The organism is Levilactobacillus senmaizukei DSM 21775 = NBRC 103853 (assembly GCF_001592085.1).
In the GTDB taxonomy this organism is placed as follows: Bacteria; Bacillota; Bacilli; order Lactobacillales; family Lactobacillaceae; genus Levilactobacillus; species Levilactobacillus senmaizukei.
This window is the reverse complement of sequence record NZ_BCWD01000032.1, coordinates 1-17875: the sequence shown is the minus strand read 5'-3', so window position 1 is coordinate 17875 and position 17875 is coordinate 1. Positions and strand designations below refer to the sequence as shown.

Here is a 17875-nt window from a genome sequence, read left to right as displayed (position 1 = left end):
ACTACAGAGACCACGGTAAAGCAAGGTAATACTGATACGACCGTTGCGACGACAAAACCAGGAGACCAACCAACGTTTGAACATGACACAACGACGACAGCTAAGGATAAGACTGCCACGACAACGAATGCCAATGGTGATGTTATCAAGGTTGTTAAGCCATGGACCGATGGTAGCCAAACAATTTACACGTTTGATCCAGCCACTGGAGACCGGATGGTCACGGAGCAAAGAAACGGGAAGACGGTTGACCAAAAGCCAATTGTTCCCGGGACACCGGTTACCCTGTCAGACGGCGCTGGTGGTACTGCAACCGTCAAGTTCGGTGACTCAGATACGACGCCAACGTTTACGCACAACCCAGCAGCACCGGCACCAGTTGCCGATAAGGTTGTGAAGGTTACCAAGCAATGGCCTGATGGTCTCCAGGTAATCTATACGTATGATCCAACCAGTGGTTCACGGACGGTTAGTGAACTGAGAGATGGTAAGCTTGTGGACCAACAGACGATTGAACCCGGGGCCTTATCAGTAACTTTGCCTGATGGTAAGGATGGGTCTACGATCATTAAGTTTGATAAGACCGGAACGGTCCCAACCTTTACGCGTCAGCTTGCTGATAAGATCAATACAAATACCCACAAGGTAACATCACGGAAGAAGGCAGGCTCTGCCAAAGCTAAGAAGCTGCGTAAGCAAGCGGCCGCTGTGAAGCCATTGGCTCTAAGTAAAGCCAATCGTTATCGCGTTAGTGGGGCATCTGCAGCTGATACTATTGCAACTGGACGTACCCAGTCTCAACGGATGACCAAGCTGCAACAAGCAAGTCAACAAGACACAGAGTTACCACAAACCGATGAGAAGAGCCAAGGTTCCTTGGTAGCATTAGGATTACTGATGCTATCCGGCCTGATGGTTCCATTCCGTCGGAAGCGTCATGAAGACTAAAAGTGCCTTGTACGTAAGGTAAGCAAAAGAACGCCCCGTTTCCATGAAGGAAACGGAGCGTTCTTTTTGTCGTTGATAGACTCCTTGTGAGGTTACGCGGCTTAAGTGAGGGCAGATCAAACCCAGAGATATTTAATTCAGAACGAATACTTGAGCTGTATTAACCAATATTAGGGAGCATCGGTCGTTAGTTCGCAATGAAATCAGTTGCCAACTGGAGGACATCGTTACGGGCAGCGCCGTCTAACCGATGATTGGCGCCGGGCAACAGATGTAACGTGCTTTGTTGGTAAATATCGTCATAGCGTTGGGAAGCGCTGTAAGCCACAACCTGGTCATCGTCACCGTGAATTAGGCAGACTGGACCGGTGAAGTTTTGGGCTGTTTCGTAGATAGGCAGTAGCTGCGCAGTCCGCAGGTAGAAGCCACCCAAGACCTTCCCTGGGCGTATTGGGAGCTTAGCGGGAATATGTTCGGGGTCGTAGACCAGATTCTGTGTGTGGCCGTTAAGGGCGTCCTCCTTGAGGGTTGCCGCCGGGGCCATTAGGACCACCTTGTGAATTAGATCGGCATTGTAACCGGCTAGCATGCTGGCGACAACACCGCCTTGCGAATGGCCTAAGAGGTCAATTTGTTTCGGCGCGAGTCGGTCTTGTACCGCCGTCAACACGGCCTGGGCGTCAGCGATTTCGTTCAGAACGGTCATGTTGACGAAGTCACCATCGCTTTGACCACAGCCGTTGAAGTCAAAGCGGACCGTTCCCACACCAATTGTCCGCAAACGCTGGGCCAGCTGTTCCAGCAGGGCCGTCGGTGTATAGCCGCGGTCACTGGTAAAGCCGTGAAAGAGGACGGCAATCGTTCCGTTTGGTTCGGGTGCTGGCTCATAGATACCGGCCAGGGTGAGTCCATCTCTAGTGACATTAAATTCCATGCTAAAACCTCCAAGTCAAATTGACGTTACGGTTAGGATAGTTGAAAATTTATGGATTGTCACATCATTTTCCATGCGGACTCTTCAAGAAGTGATATCTGTGAGCTTGAGATCAGGCTGACAGGTTATCACCTTGGCCTTAGGGATTTTGTCCATATCTTGAAATTGCAGGGGGCTCCTTCGTCGCCGGATAAAAAAACTGGCTGGTATGTTTCCGGAAAATATCGGAAACATGCCAGCCAGTTAGCGATCTAGAAATTCAGGTCAATTTTGAAAGCCACGGCATCATTGAAACGTTGAGCCTTTTGTATCTGTTGGTTAATGATTAGTTTTGGTTTACGATGAGCCTTACTTGGCAGGGGTTAGGTAATTAGCCCGTAATTGCTTCAATTGCGTGTTGGACAGGCCTAAGCCCTTGTGTAAGAAGTTATCCATGTTACCGTACTTGCTGTTAACGGCCTTGTACATGGTGTTCAGGTAGGCCATCTTAACGCCGTTGGTAGCCTTGAAGTTGGCGACAACGGTCGGCGTCAGGTCCTTACCAGCGGCCTTCCAGCCAGCTTCTTGCTTGGCCAGGTTGGCTTTGTTGGTGCCAACGAGGTACGTGTTGGACTTTAAGTAGTCTTGGGCGATGGCCTTCTTGTTGAAGTTTAAGGCAGAGAGAATTAAGACGGTCCCCATTCCCGCACGGTCCTTACCGGCCGAACAGTGCCATAAGACGGCCTTGTTCTTAGGGTTCTTCAATAATTGATGGAAGAGAGACTTGTAGGCTTTCCGGCCTTGCGCGGTGGTGATGGCATCGTGGTAAGACTTTTCCATCATCTTGTCTGCGGCATTCTTCTTGGAAAAGTCTGGGAAGGGCGCAAAGTTTTTGAAGACGTTGGCTTTAACTAACTTAACGCCTTTCATCTTAACGTCGGGGCTCTTTTCTTGTTCGGCAATCGTCCGTAAGTCGACATCGGTTGCCACATGGTAAGTCTTAACGAGTTTCTTTTGGTCGGACTTGGATAAGGTCGAAAGGCCGTTAGAACGAATTAAGCGGTGGGCCTTAATCTTTTGACCATTCTTGTTGATGTAGCCACCCAGGTCGCGGGCGTTAGAGGCCCCTTGCAACTTGATGTGGATCGAGTGGGATTTGACCGTTTTGGCCTTGGCCCGCTTCGTGGTTTGGGTCGTCTTGGTCTTAGCGGCGGCCGTCACGGACATCAGGGGTTGTTGCCAACCTAACGTGGTGGTCAAAAGCAGGGCAGTCACTAAGGTACTCATTCGTTTATTCATATCACAAACTCCTCCTCTTATCTTGGTACAACCCCTAGGATACCGATTGGATGTATGACAATGATGTAGATTGTGTAAAGATAAGGGGCATGAAGGTGATTGAGGATAACAAGTATTATGAAAGGGCTATGAAAGGCGATTAGAGTGCGCCTTGCTTGACGTACGCACAGTCCGTACGCTATGATACGCATGTTCAGAAGGAGTGATTTTTGTGGATACCTATACCCCGACCAATGCTAGAAAAAATTTGTACGGCTTAATTAAAGCGGTTAATCTCCAAAAGAAGCCGGTGGTTATCGAGCCCGCCAATGGTAACGATAAGGAGGCGGCCGTGCTAGTCAGTAAGCAGGATTGGGATTCGATTCAGGAAACCATTTACTTGGAGAATGTCGGTGTGATGGACAAGGTGCGTGACCGGGAAAAGGGTTCAGCGGACGATTTTGAAGATATCGATGATGTCGATTGGGATTCTCTATGAGTTATCAAGTTAAGTTTCAAAAGGCCGTCAAAGAAGACCTGAGAAAGATTAAACAATCTCATTTAAGAGAGACCTTTGAGGACGTTATTCGTGAGTTGAAGCGTGACCCTTACGCGCCGACGCAGTCGCTAGAAAAATTACAACCGTACGCTGCTGGACGATATTCACGACGGATTAATAATCAACATCGGGTTGTCTATCGAGTAGATGATGAGAATAAAATTGTCAGGATTTATTCGGCTTGGAGTCACTATGAGTAATATTTACTGAGATTGGTTAGTTATGACCTAAATAAGTGATTGAGGACGAGTTCATTTGGACTCGTCCTTTTTATGTTGTTCGGGAAATTGGCAAGTGTTCGGTGACGATTTATCAAGGCAAAAATAATTTCCCACCTTGACAATGTGTCGAAATGACCTATACTCAATAAGTCGATACGACCTATTGAGGAGGGAGCGTATGTACGAGTTATTAATATTGGGTTCATTGAGTACGCGGGATATGTCGGGCTATAAGCTCCGCCAGGTCCTGGAGAATGCCTTGGTTCCGCGGCGCAAGGTCTCCAATGGGGTGATGTATCCCCAATTGAAGAAGCTGGCGGCGGCTGGTGATATTGTCTTTTTGACCACCGAAGTCGATGCCCGGGGCAAGCGGTTGGCCCACATCACGCCGCAGGGACGGCAACATCTGCAAGAGCTGCTGGCGATGCCGGTGGCCATGGATGCGAAGCGGGAGTCGGTTTATCGCTTCAAGTTCAAGGTGATGGCCGATGCCAGCCTGGCAGTCCAATCGCAGATTATTAATGAATATAAGGCGGCCGTCTTGGAAGACTTGGCTAGCTACCAGCAAGTCACGCTTCATCTTCAACGGAAGTTAGACGATGAGGCCGATGATGAAGCGGATGAGGCTGCGGAGACGATTGAATGGGGCATCCGCACGCTGGACCTACAGATAACAACCAGCGAAGCCAAAATTAAATGGAGTAATCAACAGCTGGCCCGGATTGAAGCGGCCGGTATAAATGGAGGAAAGCAAGCTAATGACTAAATCAACACGGAATTGGATTGGGCTCACAGCTTTATCCTTAGGGGTTTTCATGGCACTATTGGACGTGACCATTGTCAACGTGGCGCTGCCCACGATGGTTCGCGACTTTAACGAGTCCTTTAACAGCGTTCAGTGGGTCCTGAATGCATACTCACTGGTCTTAGGGGTCACCTTACTCATTGTTTCCAAGATCGGGGATATGTACGGGTTAAAACGGGTCTTCGTGATTTCTCTGGCCGTCTTCGTCCTGGCATCGGCGGTCAACGGACTGGCGCCTAACTTATTGATTTTAGACATTGGTCGTGGGGTCCAAGCCCTCGGCGGTGCTGGGATGAATGCCCTCGCCATGGCACTGGTTGCCGTGACCTTCCAGGGGAGTAAACGAGGCGTTGCCTTGGGAATCTTGGGATCGGTTATCGGTCTGTCGTCAGCCTCTGGTCCGCTAGTCGGTGGGTATTTAGTTGCGCAGTTCGGCTGGCGGTCGATCTTCTACGTCAATATTCCAATTGGGATTATTGCGATTATTTTAACCATGATTTACGTGGATGAGGTTCCGGATTTGAGTCGCAGTCAGCACATTGACTTTATCGGGATGATTCTCTCGGCTGGTAGCTTGTTTGCCCTTATTTACGGTTTGATTCTAAAGGAAAGCCACCAACACTGGAGTTGGACGAGTCCCCAAATGTTGGGCTGGTTCGGTTCCGCCGTGGTGCTCTTTGCTCTGTTCATCTGGGCGGAAAGCCGGATTAAACAACCGATGGTCAACTTGGCCATGTTCAAGAATCCCCATTTTGTCGGGACGGTGATGGTCGCCTTAGCCTTAGGGGCCGGGATCTATTCTTACAACACTTACCTGACGGCGCTCATGCAAAATTACATGGGGTACACGGCGCTTCAGGCCGGGACCCGGCAGTTGACCATCAGCATCTGGTCGTTAATCTTGGGGCCACTCACGGGATACCTGGGTAACCGGTACTCTAAGAAATGGATGATTAGCGGTAGCCTGTTTCTCGGTGGGATTGGTTTTCTAATGTTAGCCAATGCCATGACGGTGCGGGTCTCCTTCGCCCAGTTATGGCCCGGGATGGTCCTCATGGGGATTACCAACGGGCTGGTCAACCCACTCCTAAACAGCAGTGGGATGGAAGGCGTCGCCGTTCGGGAAATGGGAATGGCCTCCGGGCTGATCAACGTCTTCCGCCAAATTGGGGTGACGCTAGGAATTGTGTGCCTGGGACTGGTTCAGAGCAATGTCTACGAACACTATCTCAACCAGCATATAGGCCAGGTATCATCGATGCCTAAGGCTGCGGCGACTGGTATTCATCAGGCGTTGGTCGAAGCTGGGCCATTTTCCGGTCACGCGATTGCCTTTAGCGATCGCCTATCGAAGATGCCTTTCGGTCACGCCATTCAACAGATGGTCTGGCAGGCCTACGCTAACGGGACCCGAGCGGTCACGTTAACGGCGGCCGGCATCGTGGTTGTCGGTGGGATCTGTGCCGCGGTCCTGATGCGAAATCATGCGGTTAAGACGAGTCAACGAGATTAGCATACAGCCGCTCCTAACCTTTGGTTGGGAGCGGCTTTTTTATATGGCGGGATGCGGATTATAATTGTCGAGTGAAAGGCGTGTTCATTTTGCGGGGATTGCCTTATTCTTATGAGTGGCGGGGCTTTACGGTTCATGGCCAAGACGATTTTGCTTTAACCAATGAGGGAGGTCGGCAGTCCGTCGACGGCACGAAAAAAGCCGTCGCTAGTTAGGTTGACTAGCAACGACCAGTTGACGTTAAACGCCCTGGGTAATTAAGGCCCACTGCCGCTCGAAGCGTTCCTGGTAGTCATCGTCGTTCCAGGTGTCCTTGAAGTTGGGCAGCGTAAAGATGGCGAAGGCGGCCAGAACGGCCTCAGCCTGGTCATAGGTGGCGGGATCATAACCCATGATTTGGTTAATCTCGGCGTAGGCACTGGTAAGGACGGTTCGGAGGGCTCGGGGATTATTGTCGACGTAGCGGGTATTGAGCGCGAACATCTGCGGATTGGTATTATAGGCGGTCTTCTTGGCGTTCACAAAGGTCCAGAGCCATTGATGAAGCTGTTCGCGCTGTGGCAGCTGATCATTCACCGTGATGTCTTGAAGAACCTCACGGTTAAACCAGGCCTGGGCAACGGCCTCCCAGAGAGCCTGCTTATTATGGAAATGCTTATAAAGGGCGGCATGGGTCATCCCCAGCTGTCCCGCGATATCGGCCAGCGTGACGTCGGTCTTTCCGGTTTCCATGATTAAAGTTTCTGCGACTTGAATGATTTTTTCACGAGTATTTTGTGCCATAATTTTTAGTCGTCAGTCGGGTTCACTGGCGCTAGCTCCTTTTTAGTCTTTAACCTAGTTTATCACAAAATATGTCAAAGTAACTTTATTTGACTTTTGTAACCAGCCTGGTAAACTAAGCGGTAAGTTACAAATCGGATAAAAAGTTACTCAAAGGATTTAGGAGGCTGATCACATGCAGGCAGCGCAATTAGTAAAATACGACAAACAGTTCCGGCTTCAGGTTCGCGAGGTAGCCGTTTCCAAGCCAGGGCCTCAAGACGTCTTAGTCAAGGTCAAGGTGGCCGCCGTAAATCCGCTGGATTCGTTGATTGGGACGGGGAGCGTTAAGTTAATTCAAAACTACGCCACCCCGGTCACCATGGGAAACGAATTCTCGGGCGTCGTTTCGGCCGTGGGAGACCAGGTCACCGGCTTCCAACCCGGTGATGCCGTGTACGCCCGCATGCCATTAGACCGGATTGGGGCCTTCGCCGAATACCTGGTAATTGAACAATCAGCCTTGGCCAAGATGCCAGCGAACTTAGACTTTGATCACGCGGCCGCCGTTCCCTTGACCGGTCTGACCGCCTATCAAGGACTCCACGAAGAGCTGGATGCGCATGCCGGGCAATCGATCATGATTCCGGGAGGTTCGGGGTCCTTCGGCCAAATGGCGATTCCCATCGCTAAGGAAATGGGCTTGAAGGTCAGTGTGAGCGGGAATGCGCTGGCCAAGGACAGCGTGATGGCCATGGGCGCCGATCGCTACTTCGACTATCGTCAGGAAAACTACTGGGAATATCTGGACCCGGTGGACTACATCATCGATACCGTGGGCCCCAAGGAATTGAGCCATGAACTCAGTGTGTTAAAGCCAGGCGGCAAGTTACTGTCATTGGTCATGGGACCTAACCGGCGTTTTGCGACCGACCATAACTTATCGTGGTTCAAGGCATTTCTGTTCACCGTTGCCGGTCAAAAGATTGATCGGCAGGCCCAACGGGTGGGGGCTAGCTATCGCTTTATCTTCGTCCGCAGTGATGGGGCGCAGTTACGTGCCGTGACGACGCTGGTTGAACGGAATCAGATCTCACCAGCCATTGACCCAACCGTCTTTCACTTGGCCGATATTAACCAGGCCATTGATCTGGTTAATCATGGTCATTCTCAGGGGAAGGTCATCATTAAAATTGACGATTAACTGTCGCAAGTAGAAGCCAAATCAGTTTATGATTTGGCTTTTTTAATTTTTATGAGTCTTTGATAGTACACCGTCTGCCAACCGGCTCGCCGGGCTTTCAAGCGGGGGCGTCGCGAGAACTTGGGATGGATTGGAATGGTTAATAGTTAAGACCAATACATACCTATCCATTGGGAATGTTTACACAATTCAGCACTTTCCCGACTCTGGTAATAGTATTGCCGGCTAATAAAGTTTATATTGTAACTAAAATAGCGTTCTTGTGGCCTTGGGCCATAGGTCACTGATAAATGATAAACGAGGATCGGGACACATCGGCTGTCCTGGTCAAAAGGGAATCTATTAGGTGAAAAGGGGTAAACAATGACTTGGTCGCATTGGCAGGTACCGCCATTTATTACGGGCGTCTTTTTTATTTTGGGCGTCTTAACGCTCTACTGGGTATCGTACAACTGGTTGGTTTCTTGGGCCCATGTACGACGAGTTAGGGTCAAAGATGATGTTATTAATACGTGGTATGGCGTGATTTATATGCTGGTCTTTGTGTTCAGCATTCAAGCCTTACTGATCGGCCAGGGCAACGCTTGGCAATTCATGAATTTTCAGCTGATCGCGATCATCTTCTGCGCGTATTTTCTCAATATTCATGTGTCGTACTTCTTTTTCTTTCCCGTCGTGCTAGTCTACATGCTATTCGATGGGTCGCTGGGGTACTGGCAGTCTTGGGCGCATGCCGTGACCCTGATGATTTTCTTTACGTTACTAAATGTGATTCGGATTAAGTGTCACGGTCGCCAGCAAAATCTCGCGCTGTACCTTGGCGTGGTCTTGCCATTTTGGGCGTTGCTATGGCTATGGATGAAGCTCAAGTACGACTTTAGTTGGGCAACGTACTGGCACGAGTGGTTGTACCTGGTCATCTTTGAAATTCTCTTGTACGTCTATGTATCGATGTTGGCCAACGATAGCGAGTTAAAACTCCGGCTGGCCCAATTTGCCAGTCACGATGCGTTGACGCAAACGGGAAATTTTGCGGCGTATACGGCGGCGATTAAGGATTACTTTGAGGACAGTCAGGAGCACCAGCAGCCACTGACCATGATGATGTTTGACGTTGACCACTTCAAGGCCATTAACGATACTTATGGTCACTCGATTGGCGATGTGGTCTTGCGGGAGGTCGCAGCGACGGTTCAGACGGTGCTGGCCGCCAATGAAGGTCAGATCGAGTTTTTCCGGACGGGCGGTGAAGAGTTTAATCTTCTATTTCCGGGCTACACCGCACCGGCAGCCGCATCCGTTGTGAATCAGGTTTTTCAAGCGGTTAATCACTTGGAGGTGCATACGGCGGGGACGGTGATTCAGGTGTCGATTTCGGTTGGGGTTTCAGCCGTTGGGACCGAAGACCAATCGCCGATGGACCTGTTTAATCGGGTTGACCGTAACCTGTATCATTCAAAACGAAACGGGCGGATGCGCGTAACGATCGCCTAAGGCTGCAGGCGTTCCCCTGGTGGGAGCGCCTTTTTGGTTCGCTCAAGTTGAGATGGTTTACCTGAGCTGGGCGGGATCGTATACTTTTGCCAAGATGGATGAGGGCAAGAAAGGGGCAGAACGCATGCACGTTAGCTTAAAGATGTTGGCACCGGACCTACGCTGGGCAGGGATGAAGCTCAGGTTATTCGGTCGCTATGATACGCCGGCAAAGTTCCGGCAACTACAGGCCGTGATTACCCGGCAGGTGTATGGTCAGGCGCCGCAGGATCCGGCCATTGTCGGTCGGACGGTGTGGTTGCCGCGACGGGACGGCGGTCGCTTACGGGTCTGTCTCTATCAACCCCGCGAACTAGTCGCGGGGCAATCGGTCACGGGTCTGCTGTGGTTGTACGGCGGCGGATACGCGTTTGGTCTGCCCGAGGCAGAGTTGCCCTTGATTGAAAGGCTGATTCGAACCAGTCCCACGGTCGTGGTGGTTCCCGAGTATCGGCGCTCGTTCACGGCGCCCTTTCCGGCAGCGTTACACGATGCTGCGGACACCTTGACCTGGATGGCGACGAATGCCGATAGCCTGGGGATTCGGTCTAATCAATTGTTTGTTGGCGGGGAAAGCTCGGGCGGCGGCTTGGCCTGTGGGTTGAGTGCGTTAGCCCGTGATCGGGGAACCGTGCCGATTGCCTGTCAAATTCCGTTGTATCCCATGCTAGATGATCGCCGGCAGTCGGCTTCCGCCCGAGATAATGATGCACCGGTATGGGATGCCCAGGCCTCCACGGCCGCTTGGCGGCTTTACCTGGGTGACCAATTTGGGACCGACCGGGTGTCGCCGTATGCGGCGCCGGCTCGATTGGCCAATGTGGCGGGCTTGCCACCGGCCATCTCGTTTGTTGGGGATATTGACCCCTTCTATGACGAGACTCGCCACTATTTTCAACGGTTGCGGACGGCCGGGGTGCCCGCGGATCTAGCAATTTATCCCGGAGCCTTCCATTGCTTTGACCAAATGGCGCCCAAGTCGCGTGAAGCTCAGGCGGCTATCCGTGACCTGTTGGCGGCTTATCGGCGCGCAACCCAGACCTACTTTACTTAAAAAGAAAAGGACCGCAAGCGATGAAAAGCTTGCGGTCCTTTAGTGTTATTCGGCGATACGTTGTAATAGGGTGGCGTCGTTCAAAATATCTTGGAGGGTAATCTTAGCCATCTTGGCCTCGGCTGCGGCCTGAATCTCACTATAGTAGTGTGTCAGAATCTGCGGCATCACGATACCAACGGGACAGTTTTCCGAGGTGTGATGGTCCACATTGAGTAAGGGCTGTCGGCCCGGCAAACTGGCATAGACGTCGCGCAACGTAATGTCGGCGGGGTCCCGGGCGAGCGCCAATTGGGTTGGCCCGTGGGTGGGGGCCAAGAGTTGGCTGTGCTTCAAGTTCGCCATGATCTTGCGAATCAGACTGGGCGAGGTTTCCAAGCTACTGGCAATCTCTTGGCTGGTCATTTTCCTGCCCTTGAAGTAGGCAATGTAGACCAGCACGTGAATGGTGTCACTGAATTGGGTATTAGCCATTTGTGGCCACCTCCTTTTTAATTTCTGTATCTCATTTTATAACAGTTTTAAGGAAATGTCAGGTTTAATCATCAAATGGCTCAAATAAATCAGCTGTTTTATCCCATAATGATTGACAACGGCCATTAAGTGCAGTATCTTAAAAATGTACTTAAAAATAATACAAATTAAATTTAAAAACTAATCAGGGGGTCTTCATTATGGCAGCAATTACAATTTTTGGTAAAGGTAACATGGGTTCCGCAATCGGTGACGTTTTCACACAGGGGGGTAATCAGGTTAGCTTCATTGACTCAAATGATCCCGTTGAAAACTTGGGCGACATCGTGGTCTTGGCCGTTCCATTCAACGCCGCATTAAGCATTGCTAAGGCTAATAAGGCAGCCTTAGCCGGCAAGGTGGTTGTGGACATTACCAATCCCTTGAACTTTGAAACTTGGGATGAATTAGTGGTTCCAGCGGACAGTTCAGCCGCTGCTGAAATTGCCGCAATCTTACCAGATTCCAAGGTTGTGAAGGCCTTCAACACGACCTTCGCCGCAACGTTACAGAGCCGCAAGGTTAGTGATGACGTGCAAACGACGGTGATGGCTGCCGGCGATGACGCAGCTGCCAAGGACCAGTTGGCAGCTGCCTTAACTGACAGTGGTGTGGCCTTTGTCGATGCCGGTTCATTGAAGCGGGCCCGGGAACTAGAAAGCTTCGGCTTCCTGCAAATGACCTTAGCCGCCAACGAAAAGATTGGCTGGACCGGTGGTTTCGGTGTCTTGAAGTAAACCATTTAAAATTAATCACTAAAAACTCGGTTAGTCGTTGGACTAGCCGAGTTTTTTATGTCAACTGAAGGTTGAAAGAGGGAATACCGGTCTCGCTCCAATATTGGCAAGGATTCGTAACCTTATATTCGTGTAAATTGTCGCACTCCGGAGGCCAAGAATTTTGCCTGCTGTGAAAACGCCCTGGACTGAGGAACGGTCCTCCGGCTCTGACTGTGTTTTACCATGACAACAGGAGGAAAACGTGGAGACTTCGCACTTTCGGTTCAACTGTGTAAGCCGAGAGGTCGGCAGATATGGGCTCAGGCGCGTCGTTCTCCTTAGCTGGCGATGTTTGCCGGCTTAGGAGAAAACCAAGCTTGTAGACTCGGTTCTTTCGAGGCTTCAAGTTGTGTTCGCACCGTTCCAGCCCATATCTGCCGGCCGGTAAGGCGAAGGGTCCAACAGGTTGCCTAGTTTTGGTCTCATTGTTGTTGCTGAAGCCAGCAGGGTTGCCACTTTGGAGCTTTCAACCTTAAAAGGACGGTCCCGACAACTTAACGTTGTTGAGACCGTCCTTAGTTAATGACTAATTAGTCAACGACAACCAATGACTTAATCGCTTCACGCTTCGTCATGGCTTGGTAAGCATCGTCGATATCGTTCAGGGCGAAGGACTTAGTGAAGACCTTGCCGGGGTGAATGGCACCGTCTAAGACCGCCTTCAACAAGAGATTCTTGTCGTAGGTTGTGACGGAGGCGGGACCACCGGCGATGATCGTGTTGGTGTAGAAGGAAGTGGTCATGTCCATCTTAGGTTCATGAGGCAAACCAACCCGGCCGACAATGGCACCGGGACGAGCAACCTTCATGGCCGTGTCGTTGGACAATTCAGTCCCAACACATTCCAGGACGGCGTCGGCACCGGCGTTGTTAGTCAAGGCCATCACCTTAGCGACGGCATCGTCACCACGGTCGGCAACGATATCGGTCGCGCCGAATTCGATGGCCAACTTTTGGCGATCTTCATGACGGCTCATGGCAATGATCCGCTTAGCCCCACGCATTTGGGCCGCGATAACGCCGCAGAGACCCACGGCACCATCACCAACCACGACGACCGTGTCACCCGGCTTAACGTTGGCAACGCGAGCGGCGTGGTAACCGGTAGCCATGACATCGGCGAGACTCAATAGAGAGTCTAACATGGCTTCGCTGTAGTCGGCGGGCTTGCCAGGAATCTTAACCAAAGCCCATTCGCCGTGTTGGAAGCGAATGTACTCGGCTTGAACACCGGCACTGAAGTTATCCGTGTGGTTTTGGCAGACGCCATCGAAACCGGCGCGGCAAGCGGCACAGTGACCACAGCCGTGGGTGAATGGGGCGATGACGAAGTCGCCGGGAATGACCGTGGTGATGGCACTCCCAACCTCTTCGACAATCCCGATCGCTTCGTGACCGGAGTTGACGGAGTGTTTGTCCTTATCTTCGAGCCCACGGTAAGCCCACAGGTCGGATCCACAGACACAGGTCCGTACAACATGAATAATTACATCATCGTCGGCTTGAATCTTGGGCTTGTCGACGTCCTCGAGATTAACTTTTCCAGGTTCCATAAAAACAGTGGTTTTCATATTGTGACCTCCTTAACATTCTAAGTGAAGTTTAGGCGTTTCGTGAGAGGTTGTAAAGTGACTTTACTTACGTGAGGCGGCCTTTGGCCAGGCATCCTCGAGTTGGTGGATTAACGGCAGGACCCGTTTGCGGTCCTCGTGCAGGTAGGTGGCGTAGGTCTGCATGTGAGCGGCGTCATCGCTGATGGGGATTGGCAGGCGACTATCATCGGTACCTGCCGGACTGAGAGCTGGATCGAGCGGGGATAGATTCGTGCTAAAGTATGGGAAGTCTGAGAACTTGGAAATCTCCAGGAAGGCATCGCGTTCCTTTTGATAAAAGAACTTGGCGTTGGGGATTGCCGATTGAATAATGGCGCGCCAGGGGCCGATGTCGTTGAGGACCAAGAAACGGAGGTCCTGTAGTTCGGCGAAGGTGACGCTAGCCTGATTAGCGACCATCATGAATTTGTTGAGATGGACGATTAGGTTTTCGGTTCCCAGGTAGTGGCTATCGAGGCCAGGGGTTGTGGCGGGTTCGGGGCCTAGGATCAGCGAGTAATCGTGGTCGGTCAGCCGCGTTTCCCAATCCGTTGTCGGCAGTTGCTGCGGCGTGAGGATAACATTATCGGGAGTAGCGATCGTTTCGAATAGAATCAAGGGTCCGGGGATTGTGGTCCCCACCTTCAGTTGTTGCTGGTGCCGGTCAAACTGTCGAATGCGATCGACCGCCGTGCGATTGGCTGCGAGAATGGTTGCCGCTTCCCGAGCCGCCAGTTTCCCAGTAGCCGTTAGCAACAGACGGTTGGGTTGACGGTCAAAAAGCCGGACCCCTAGATCGGTTTCTAATTTTTGCATGCCCCGGGTTACCGTGGGTTGGGTCACATTCAGACTCTCCGCGGTCTTGGCAAGGGTTCCCGTTTGCGCGAAGGTCACCAGTTCCGTGAGTAAGTAATTATCGAGCATAGTCTCACTCCTTAGTATACGATGATCGTATACTAGCATGCTTAACTGGTAATTTTCAAATGGTTGGTTCGCTTGTATAGTGAGGGCATTAAGGATTTACGGAAAGGATGACTAAATTGACAAGCGTACCAACGATTACTTTAAACAACGGGGTCGACATGCCCCAATTAGGTTTCGGGGTCTTCCAGGTTCCCGATTTGGACGACTGTGAGGCCGCTGTCTTGGCAGCACTAAGGGCGGGGTACCGGTTACTCGATACCGCGACGGCCTATCAAAATGAAGCAGCGGTTGGTCGGGCCATTAAAAAGAGTGGTATTCCCCGCGAAGAAATCTTCGTGACCTCTAAGTTATGGGTCTCGGACTTTACTTACGAGCGGGCCCAACGCGGCATCGAGGCCTCACTCGACCGGTTAGGTTTGGATTACTTGGATCTATACCTGTTGCACCAACCTTATGGCGATACAATGGGGGCTTGGCGGGCATTGGAAGAAGCCTACCATGCCGGGAAGATTCGGGCGATTGGGGTGTCGAACTTCTATGCGGACCAGTTGAAAAACTTGGAACTGACCATGACGGTCAAGCCCGTTTTAAATCAGATTGAAGTGAACCCCTGGTACCAGCAGCCCAAAGAAGTGGCGTTTAACCAGAGTGATGATGTCCGGGTTGAGGCCTGGGCCCCCTTCGCCGAGGGCAAGCATCACCTATTCACCAACGACACCATTAAAGAAATTGCGGCAGCCCATGGCAAGTCCACCGGTCAAGTGATCTTGCGGTGGTTGCTCCAACGGGGGATTACCGTGATTCCGAAGTCGGTGCACGCCGACCGAATTGCCGAGAATATGGCGGTCTTCGACTTCGAGCTAACGGCCGCTGAAATGACGACCATGGCTGGGCTCGACACCGGTGTCAGCCAGTTCTTCGACCACCGTGATCCCGTTACGATTGAACAAATCTTCGGTTCAAGTCTTAAACAATTGAAGGAGGACTTTTAATATGACCAACACACCAACGATAACCTTAAATGATGGTAACCAAATTCCTGCCATTGGTTTTGGCACCTTTCAAATTCCCAGTGACGGCACGACTTATCAGGCGGTGACCGAAGCACTGAAACTGGGTTACCGGCACATCGATACGGCCGTTGCTTACTTCAACGAAGCCGAGGTTGGCCGGGCCATCAAGGATAGTGGCATTGACCGGGACCAAATCTGGGTGACCAGTAAGCTTTGGTTGCAGGACTTTGGCTTCGAGGCGGCCACCAAGGCTATTGACTTGTCACTGAAGAAATTAGGCCTGGATTACATCGACCTTTACCTGATTCATCAACCCTATGGGGATGTTCCCGGTGCCTGGCGGGCCATGGAGGCCGCACAAAAGGCCGGCAAGATTCGGTCGATTGGGGTTTCCAACATGACACCCAAGATTTGGAACCACTTTGTTCCCGACTTCGCGACAATGCCAGCGGTTAACCAGGTGGAATTCAACCCGTACTTCCAGCAAAAGCCGTTGTGCGCGATTTTGGATAAACAACGCGTGACACTTGAAGCGTGGGCACCACTGGGCCAAGGAAATCGGGCACTCATGACCGACCCCGTCATCACGGGCTTGGCTGAGAAATACGGCAAAAACGTGGGCCAAATCATTCTGAGATTCGAGAATCAACTAGGCGTCGTCGTCTTTCCTAAGTCGGTCCATGCCGACCGGATTAAGAGCAACCGTGACATCTTTGATTTCGAATTGACGCCGGCAGACATGGCCGCCATGGCGGCCCTCGATCAGGGCAAAGGGAGTCATGATCCCGATGCGCCTGGTGTCGCGGAACAGTTAGCGGCCTATGATGTGCATGCCAACGACTAGGATTAACCAGTATCGGCATTAGATGATTATGACACCATGAAAGTGGTCCGTTATCCGGCTTAGCAGGGTGGCGGACCTTTTATTTTCCCTGATCCTTCACGTGATTTGCTATAATAGCTTTAATAGTTCGGACGAAAGTGGAGGAGCAAATGGCAAAAAAAGATTTTCATTTATCAATTCCGAAGGAGGTTGCGGAGCAGCTGCAGCTCAAGGACGAGACCCCGGTCAAGCTGATCGTGAAGAAGGACCGGCTGGTCGTCCAGTTCGAGGAGTCGTCCAGACAACGAATCTTTCAAAACGGGGTACTCGGCTGGCCATTACTGACGGCAGTGCTGGTTAGCCTGGGGTACTATATTTCCTTTGTGATTCAAAAGATTCATTCGATTAAATTCAGTGGAGACTATTCATTGGCAACGGACATCATTGTGTTGGGGGTCATTATGGGCACCTTGTTGTTCGCTGGGTTCTTCATTTGGGATCGGAATAATCCCCAGAACCATTTCACCAAGAATATTTACTGGCGAAACTTTCCGGTGATTGTCCTGTCATTCGCGTTGATCCTGGCGTTGGTGTTGATTGGGAGTATGTGGCTGTTTGGCCTCCTGTTCAAAGGCGTGGTGTTCGACCGGTTCACGGCCAGTATTATTTTCTTCGTGTTTGGGGTGTTAAGCAACCTGGCCATGGTTTACTTTGCCCTAGTGGTGGATGCGGGCGTGCTATCGACGGTTCTCACGCTGGTTATTATCAGTGGGGTGGTCATTTCGATGGCCGTAAACAATCAGAAGTATTGGTGGCAACATAACCTGAGTTTCTTGGGAACCAGCAATGCGTCTAGTGGCTGGCAATTCAATGCCACGCTGATCTTCTCGGCACTGCTGATGGTGGCCCTCATTGATTACCTTTTCGTGAGCCTAAATGAGTTCTTTGCGGGGTCTCGGCGGTTAATTCTGTTACGTATTCTACTAACTTTGACGGCGGTTAATCTAGGCCTGGTCGGCGTCTTTCCCAATAATGCCGCTTCCCACGACCTTCACGACCAGGTAGCGAGCTTTCTCGTCTTCTTCATCATTGCCCTAGTGGTGAGTGTGCGCTGGCTATTACCGGCGGTGACCACGGACTTTTTGGTTCTGTCGTATGGTGTCGGGATGACGCTGGTGGTGGCCGAATGTCTTTTCCGGGTACTGGGATACCTGTCGCTGACGGCGTTTGAAATGATTGCGTTTTTACTGGCCTTCGGTTGGTTGCTGATGCTATTTGACCGGATTGAAGCCCTGATTAACAATGGGGCGGAGAGTACCATTGCTTTGATGGATATGGATAAATCGAATTAGATAAGATTTCTGAGAACAAAAGATTCACCGTCAACGGGGGTTGATGGTGGGACTTTGAGGAGGCCAATTCACTGTCGAATTAGGCCTCA

Annotated in this window: 18 protein-coding genes; 12 read left to right on the top strand and 6 right to left on the bottom strand. The window is 51.2% G+C overall.

Features of this window, described 5'->3' with window-relative positions:
• Window positions 1–948 (top strand): LPXTG cell wall anchor domain-containing protein (locus tag LSE01S_RS09620; protein ID WP_156470512.1); only part of this gene is annotated, 948 nt, incomplete at its 5' end.
• A gap of 187 nt (window positions 949–1135) precedes the next feature.
• Here the strand turns inward: LSE01S_RS09620 and LSE01S_RS09615 are convergent.
• Window positions 1136–1882: an alpha/beta hydrolase gene (locus LSE01S_RS09615; protein WP_061777421.1), complete on the bottom strand. Its 747-nt coding sequence runs from the start codon at window positions 1880–1882 to the stop codon at window positions 1136–1138.
• Between the two features lie 348 nt (window positions 1883–2230).
• On the bottom strand, window positions 2231–3160 hold the full coding sequence (locus LSE01S_RS09610; RefSeq protein ID WP_061777420.1) for a tyrosine-protein phosphatase: 930 nt from the start codon (window positions 3158–3160) through the stop codon (window positions 2231–2233).
• A 211-nt stretch (window positions 3161–3371) separates the two neighbouring features.
• Here LSE01S_RS09610 and LSE01S_RS09605 point away from each other — a divergent pair, with 211 nt between their 5' ends.
• The 4 genes from LSE01S_RS09605 to LSE01S_RS09590 all read left to right on the top strand — a co-directional run bounded on the left by LSE01S_RS09605 (window position 3372) and on the right by LSE01S_RS09590 (window position 6237).
• Window positions 3372–3638, top strand: a complete 267-nt coding sequence (locus LSE01S_RS09605) for a type II toxin-antitoxin system Phd/YefM family antitoxin (RefSeq protein ID WP_061777419.1) — start codon at window positions 3372–3374, stop codon at window positions 3636–3638.
• Window positions 3635–3898, top strand: a complete 264-nt coding sequence (locus LSE01S_RS09600) for a Txe/YoeB family addiction module toxin (RefSeq protein WP_061777418.1) — start codon at window positions 3635–3637, stop codon at window positions 3896–3898. The genes LSE01S_RS09605 and LSE01S_RS09600 overlap by 4 nt, the downstream gene beginning before the upstream one ends.
• A gap of 199 nt (window positions 3899–4097) precedes the next feature.
• On the top strand, window positions 4098–4685 hold the full coding sequence (locus LSE01S_RS09595) for a PadR family transcriptional regulator (RefSeq protein WP_061777417.1): 588 nt from the start codon (window positions 4098–4100) through the stop codon (window positions 4683–4685).
• On the top strand, window positions 4678–6237 hold the full coding sequence (locus LSE01S_RS09590; RefSeq protein WP_061777416.1) for an MFS transporter: 1560 nt from the start codon (window positions 4678–4680) through the stop codon (window positions 6235–6237). The genes LSE01S_RS09595 and LSE01S_RS09590 overlap by 8 nt, the downstream gene beginning before the upstream one ends.
• A gap of 240 nt (window positions 6238–6477) precedes the next feature.
• On the opposite strand, the gene LSE01S_RS09585 is transcribed toward LSE01S_RS09590, so the two are convergent.
• Window positions 6478–7020: a TetR/AcrR family transcriptional regulator gene (locus LSE01S_RS09585; RefSeq protein WP_061777415.1), complete on the bottom strand. Its 543-nt coding sequence runs from the start codon at window positions 7018–7020 to the stop codon at window positions 6478–6480.
• 175 nt (window positions 7021–7195) lie between these two features.
• Here LSE01S_RS09585 and LSE01S_RS09580 point away from each other — a divergent pair, with 175 nt between their 5' ends.
• The 3 genes from LSE01S_RS09580 to LSE01S_RS09570 all read left to right on the top strand — a co-directional run bounded on the left by LSE01S_RS09580 (window position 7196) and on the right by LSE01S_RS09570 (window position 10790).
• On the top strand, window positions 7196–8203 hold the full coding sequence (locus LSE01S_RS09580; protein WP_061777414.1) for an NADP-dependent oxidoreductase: 1008 nt from the start codon (window positions 7196–7198) through the stop codon (window positions 8201–8203).
• A 363-nt stretch (window positions 8204–8566) separates the two neighbouring features.
• The gene (locus tag LSE01S_RS09575; protein ID WP_061777413.1) at window positions 8567–9697 is read left to right on the top strand and encodes a GGDEF domain-containing protein; all 1131 of its coding nucleotides are present in this window, start codon (window positions 8567–8569) and stop codon (window positions 9695–9697) included.
• A gap of 124 nt (window positions 9698–9821) precedes the next feature.
• Complete coding sequence (locus LSE01S_RS09570; RefSeq protein ID WP_061777422.1) at window positions 9822–10790, top strand: alpha/beta hydrolase; 969 nt, start codon at window positions 9822–9824, stop codon at window positions 10788–10790.
• A gap of 45 nt (window positions 10791–10835) precedes the next feature.
• Here the strand turns inward: LSE01S_RS09570 and LSE01S_RS09565 are convergent, their stop codons facing one another.
• On the bottom strand, window positions 10836–11264 hold the full coding sequence (locus LSE01S_RS09565; protein WP_061777412.1) for an Rrf2 family transcriptional regulator: 429 nt from the start codon (window positions 11262–11264) through the stop codon (window positions 10836–10838).
• A 200-nt stretch (window positions 11265–11464) separates the two neighbouring features.
• Here LSE01S_RS09565 and LSE01S_RS09560 point away from each other — a divergent pair, with 200 nt between their 5' ends.
• Complete coding sequence (locus tag LSE01S_RS09560) at window positions 11465–12040, top strand: NADPH-dependent F420 reductase (protein WP_061777411.1); 576 nt, start codon at window positions 11465–11467, stop codon at window positions 12038–12040.
• Between the two features lie 572 nt (window positions 12041–12612).
• On the opposite strand, the gene LSE01S_RS09555 is transcribed toward LSE01S_RS09560, so the two are convergent.
• Window positions 12613–13653, bottom strand: a complete 1041-nt coding sequence (locus tag LSE01S_RS09555; protein WP_061777410.1) for an alcohol dehydrogenase catalytic domain-containing protein — start codon at window positions 13651–13653, stop codon at window positions 12613–12615.
• A gap of 63 nt (window positions 13654–13716) precedes the next feature.
• Window positions 13717–14598, bottom strand: coding sequence for a LysR family transcriptional regulator (locus LSE01S_RS09550; protein ID WP_061777409.1), 882 nt, complete (start codon window positions 14596–14598; stop codon window positions 13717–13719).
• Between the two features lie 107 nt (window positions 14599–14705).
• On the opposite strand from LSE01S_RS09550, the gene LSE01S_RS09545 reads away from it, so the two are divergent.
• From LSE01S_RS09545 to LSE01S_RS09535, 3 genes are all read left to right on the top strand, one after another.
• Entirely contained in the window at window positions 14706–15590 is an 885-nt protein-coding gene (locus LSE01S_RS09545; RefSeq protein ID WP_061777408.1) for an aldo/keto reductase, read from the top strand.
• 1 nt (window position 15591) lies between these two features.
• A complete protein-coding gene (locus LSE01S_RS09540) occupies window positions 15592–16455 on the top strand; it encodes an aldo/keto reductase (protein ID WP_061777407.1) in 864 nt (287 codons plus the stop codon).
• A 149-nt stretch (window positions 16456–16604) separates the two neighbouring features.
• A complete protein-coding gene (locus LSE01S_RS09535) occupies window positions 16605–17786 on the top strand; it encodes a DUF998 domain-containing protein (protein WP_061777406.1) in 1182 nt (393 codons plus the stop codon).
• Window positions 17787–17875 lie beyond the last annotated feature (89 nt).

What these genes read in the sequence shown, in the direction of transcription:
- LSE01S_RS09615 (WP_061777421.1), bottom strand. Translation starts at nt 1,882, where the DNA reads ATGGAATTTAATGTCACTAGAGATGGACTCACCCTGGCCGGTATCTAT.
- LSE01S_RS09610 (WP_061777420.1), bottom strand. Translation starts at nt 3,160, where the DNA reads ATGAATAAACGAATGAGTACCTTAGTGACTGCCCTGCTTTTGACCACC.
- LSE01S_RS09600 (WP_061777418.1), top strand. Translation starts at nt 3,635, where the DNA reads ATGAGTTATCAAGTTAAGTTTCAAAAGGCCGTCAAAGAAGACCTGAGA.
- LSE01S_RS09595 (WP_061777417.1), top strand. Translation starts at nt 4,098, where the DNA reads ATGTACGAGTTATTAATATTGGGTTCATTGAGTACGCGGGATATGTCG.
- LSE01S_RS09590 (WP_061777416.1), top strand. Translation starts at nt 4,678, where the DNA reads ATGACTAAATCAACACGGAATTGGATTGGGCTCACAGCTTTATCCTTA.
- LSE01S_RS09585 (WP_061777415.1), bottom strand. Translation starts at nt 7,020, where the DNA reads ATGGCACAAAATACTCGTGAAAAAATCATTCAAGTCGCAGAAACTTTA.
- LSE01S_RS09580 (WP_061777414.1), top strand. Translation starts at nt 7,196, where the DNA reads ATGCAGGCAGCGCAATTAGTAAAATACGACAAACAGTTCCGGCTTCAG.
- LSE01S_RS09575 (WP_061777413.1), top strand. Translation starts at nt 8,567, where the DNA reads ATGACTTGGTCGCATTGGCAGGTACCGCCATTTATTACGGGCGTCTTT.
- LSE01S_RS09570 (WP_061777422.1), top strand. Translation starts at nt 9,822, where the DNA reads ATGCACGTTAGCTTAAAGATGTTGGCACCGGACCTACGCTGGGCAGGG.
- LSE01S_RS09565 (WP_061777412.1), bottom strand. Translation starts at nt 11,264, where the DNA reads ATGGCTAATACCCAATTCAGTGACACCATTCACGTGCTGGTCTACATT.
- LSE01S_RS09560 (WP_061777411.1), top strand. Translation starts at nt 11,465, where the DNA reads ATGGCAGCAATTACAATTTTTGGTAAAGGTAACATGGGTTCCGCAATC.
- LSE01S_RS09555 (WP_061777410.1), bottom strand. Translation starts at nt 13,653, where the DNA reads ATGAAAACCACTGTTTTTATGGAACCTGGAAAAGTTAATCTCGAGGAC.
- LSE01S_RS09550 (WP_061777409.1), bottom strand. Translation starts at nt 14,598, where the DNA reads ATGCTCGATAATTACTTACTCACGGAACTGGTGACCTTCGCGCAAACG.
- LSE01S_RS09545 (WP_061777408.1), top strand. Translation starts at nt 14,706, where the DNA reads ATGACTAAATTGACAAGCGTACCAACGATTACTTTAAACAACGGGGTC.
- LSE01S_RS09540 (WP_061777407.1), top strand. Translation starts at nt 15,592, where the DNA reads ATGACCAACACACCAACGATAACCTTAAATGATGGTAACCAAATTCCT.
- LSE01S_RS09535 (WP_061777406.1), top strand. Translation starts at nt 16,605, where the DNA reads ATGGCAAAAAAAGATTTTCATTTATCAATTCCGAAGGAGGTTGCGGAG.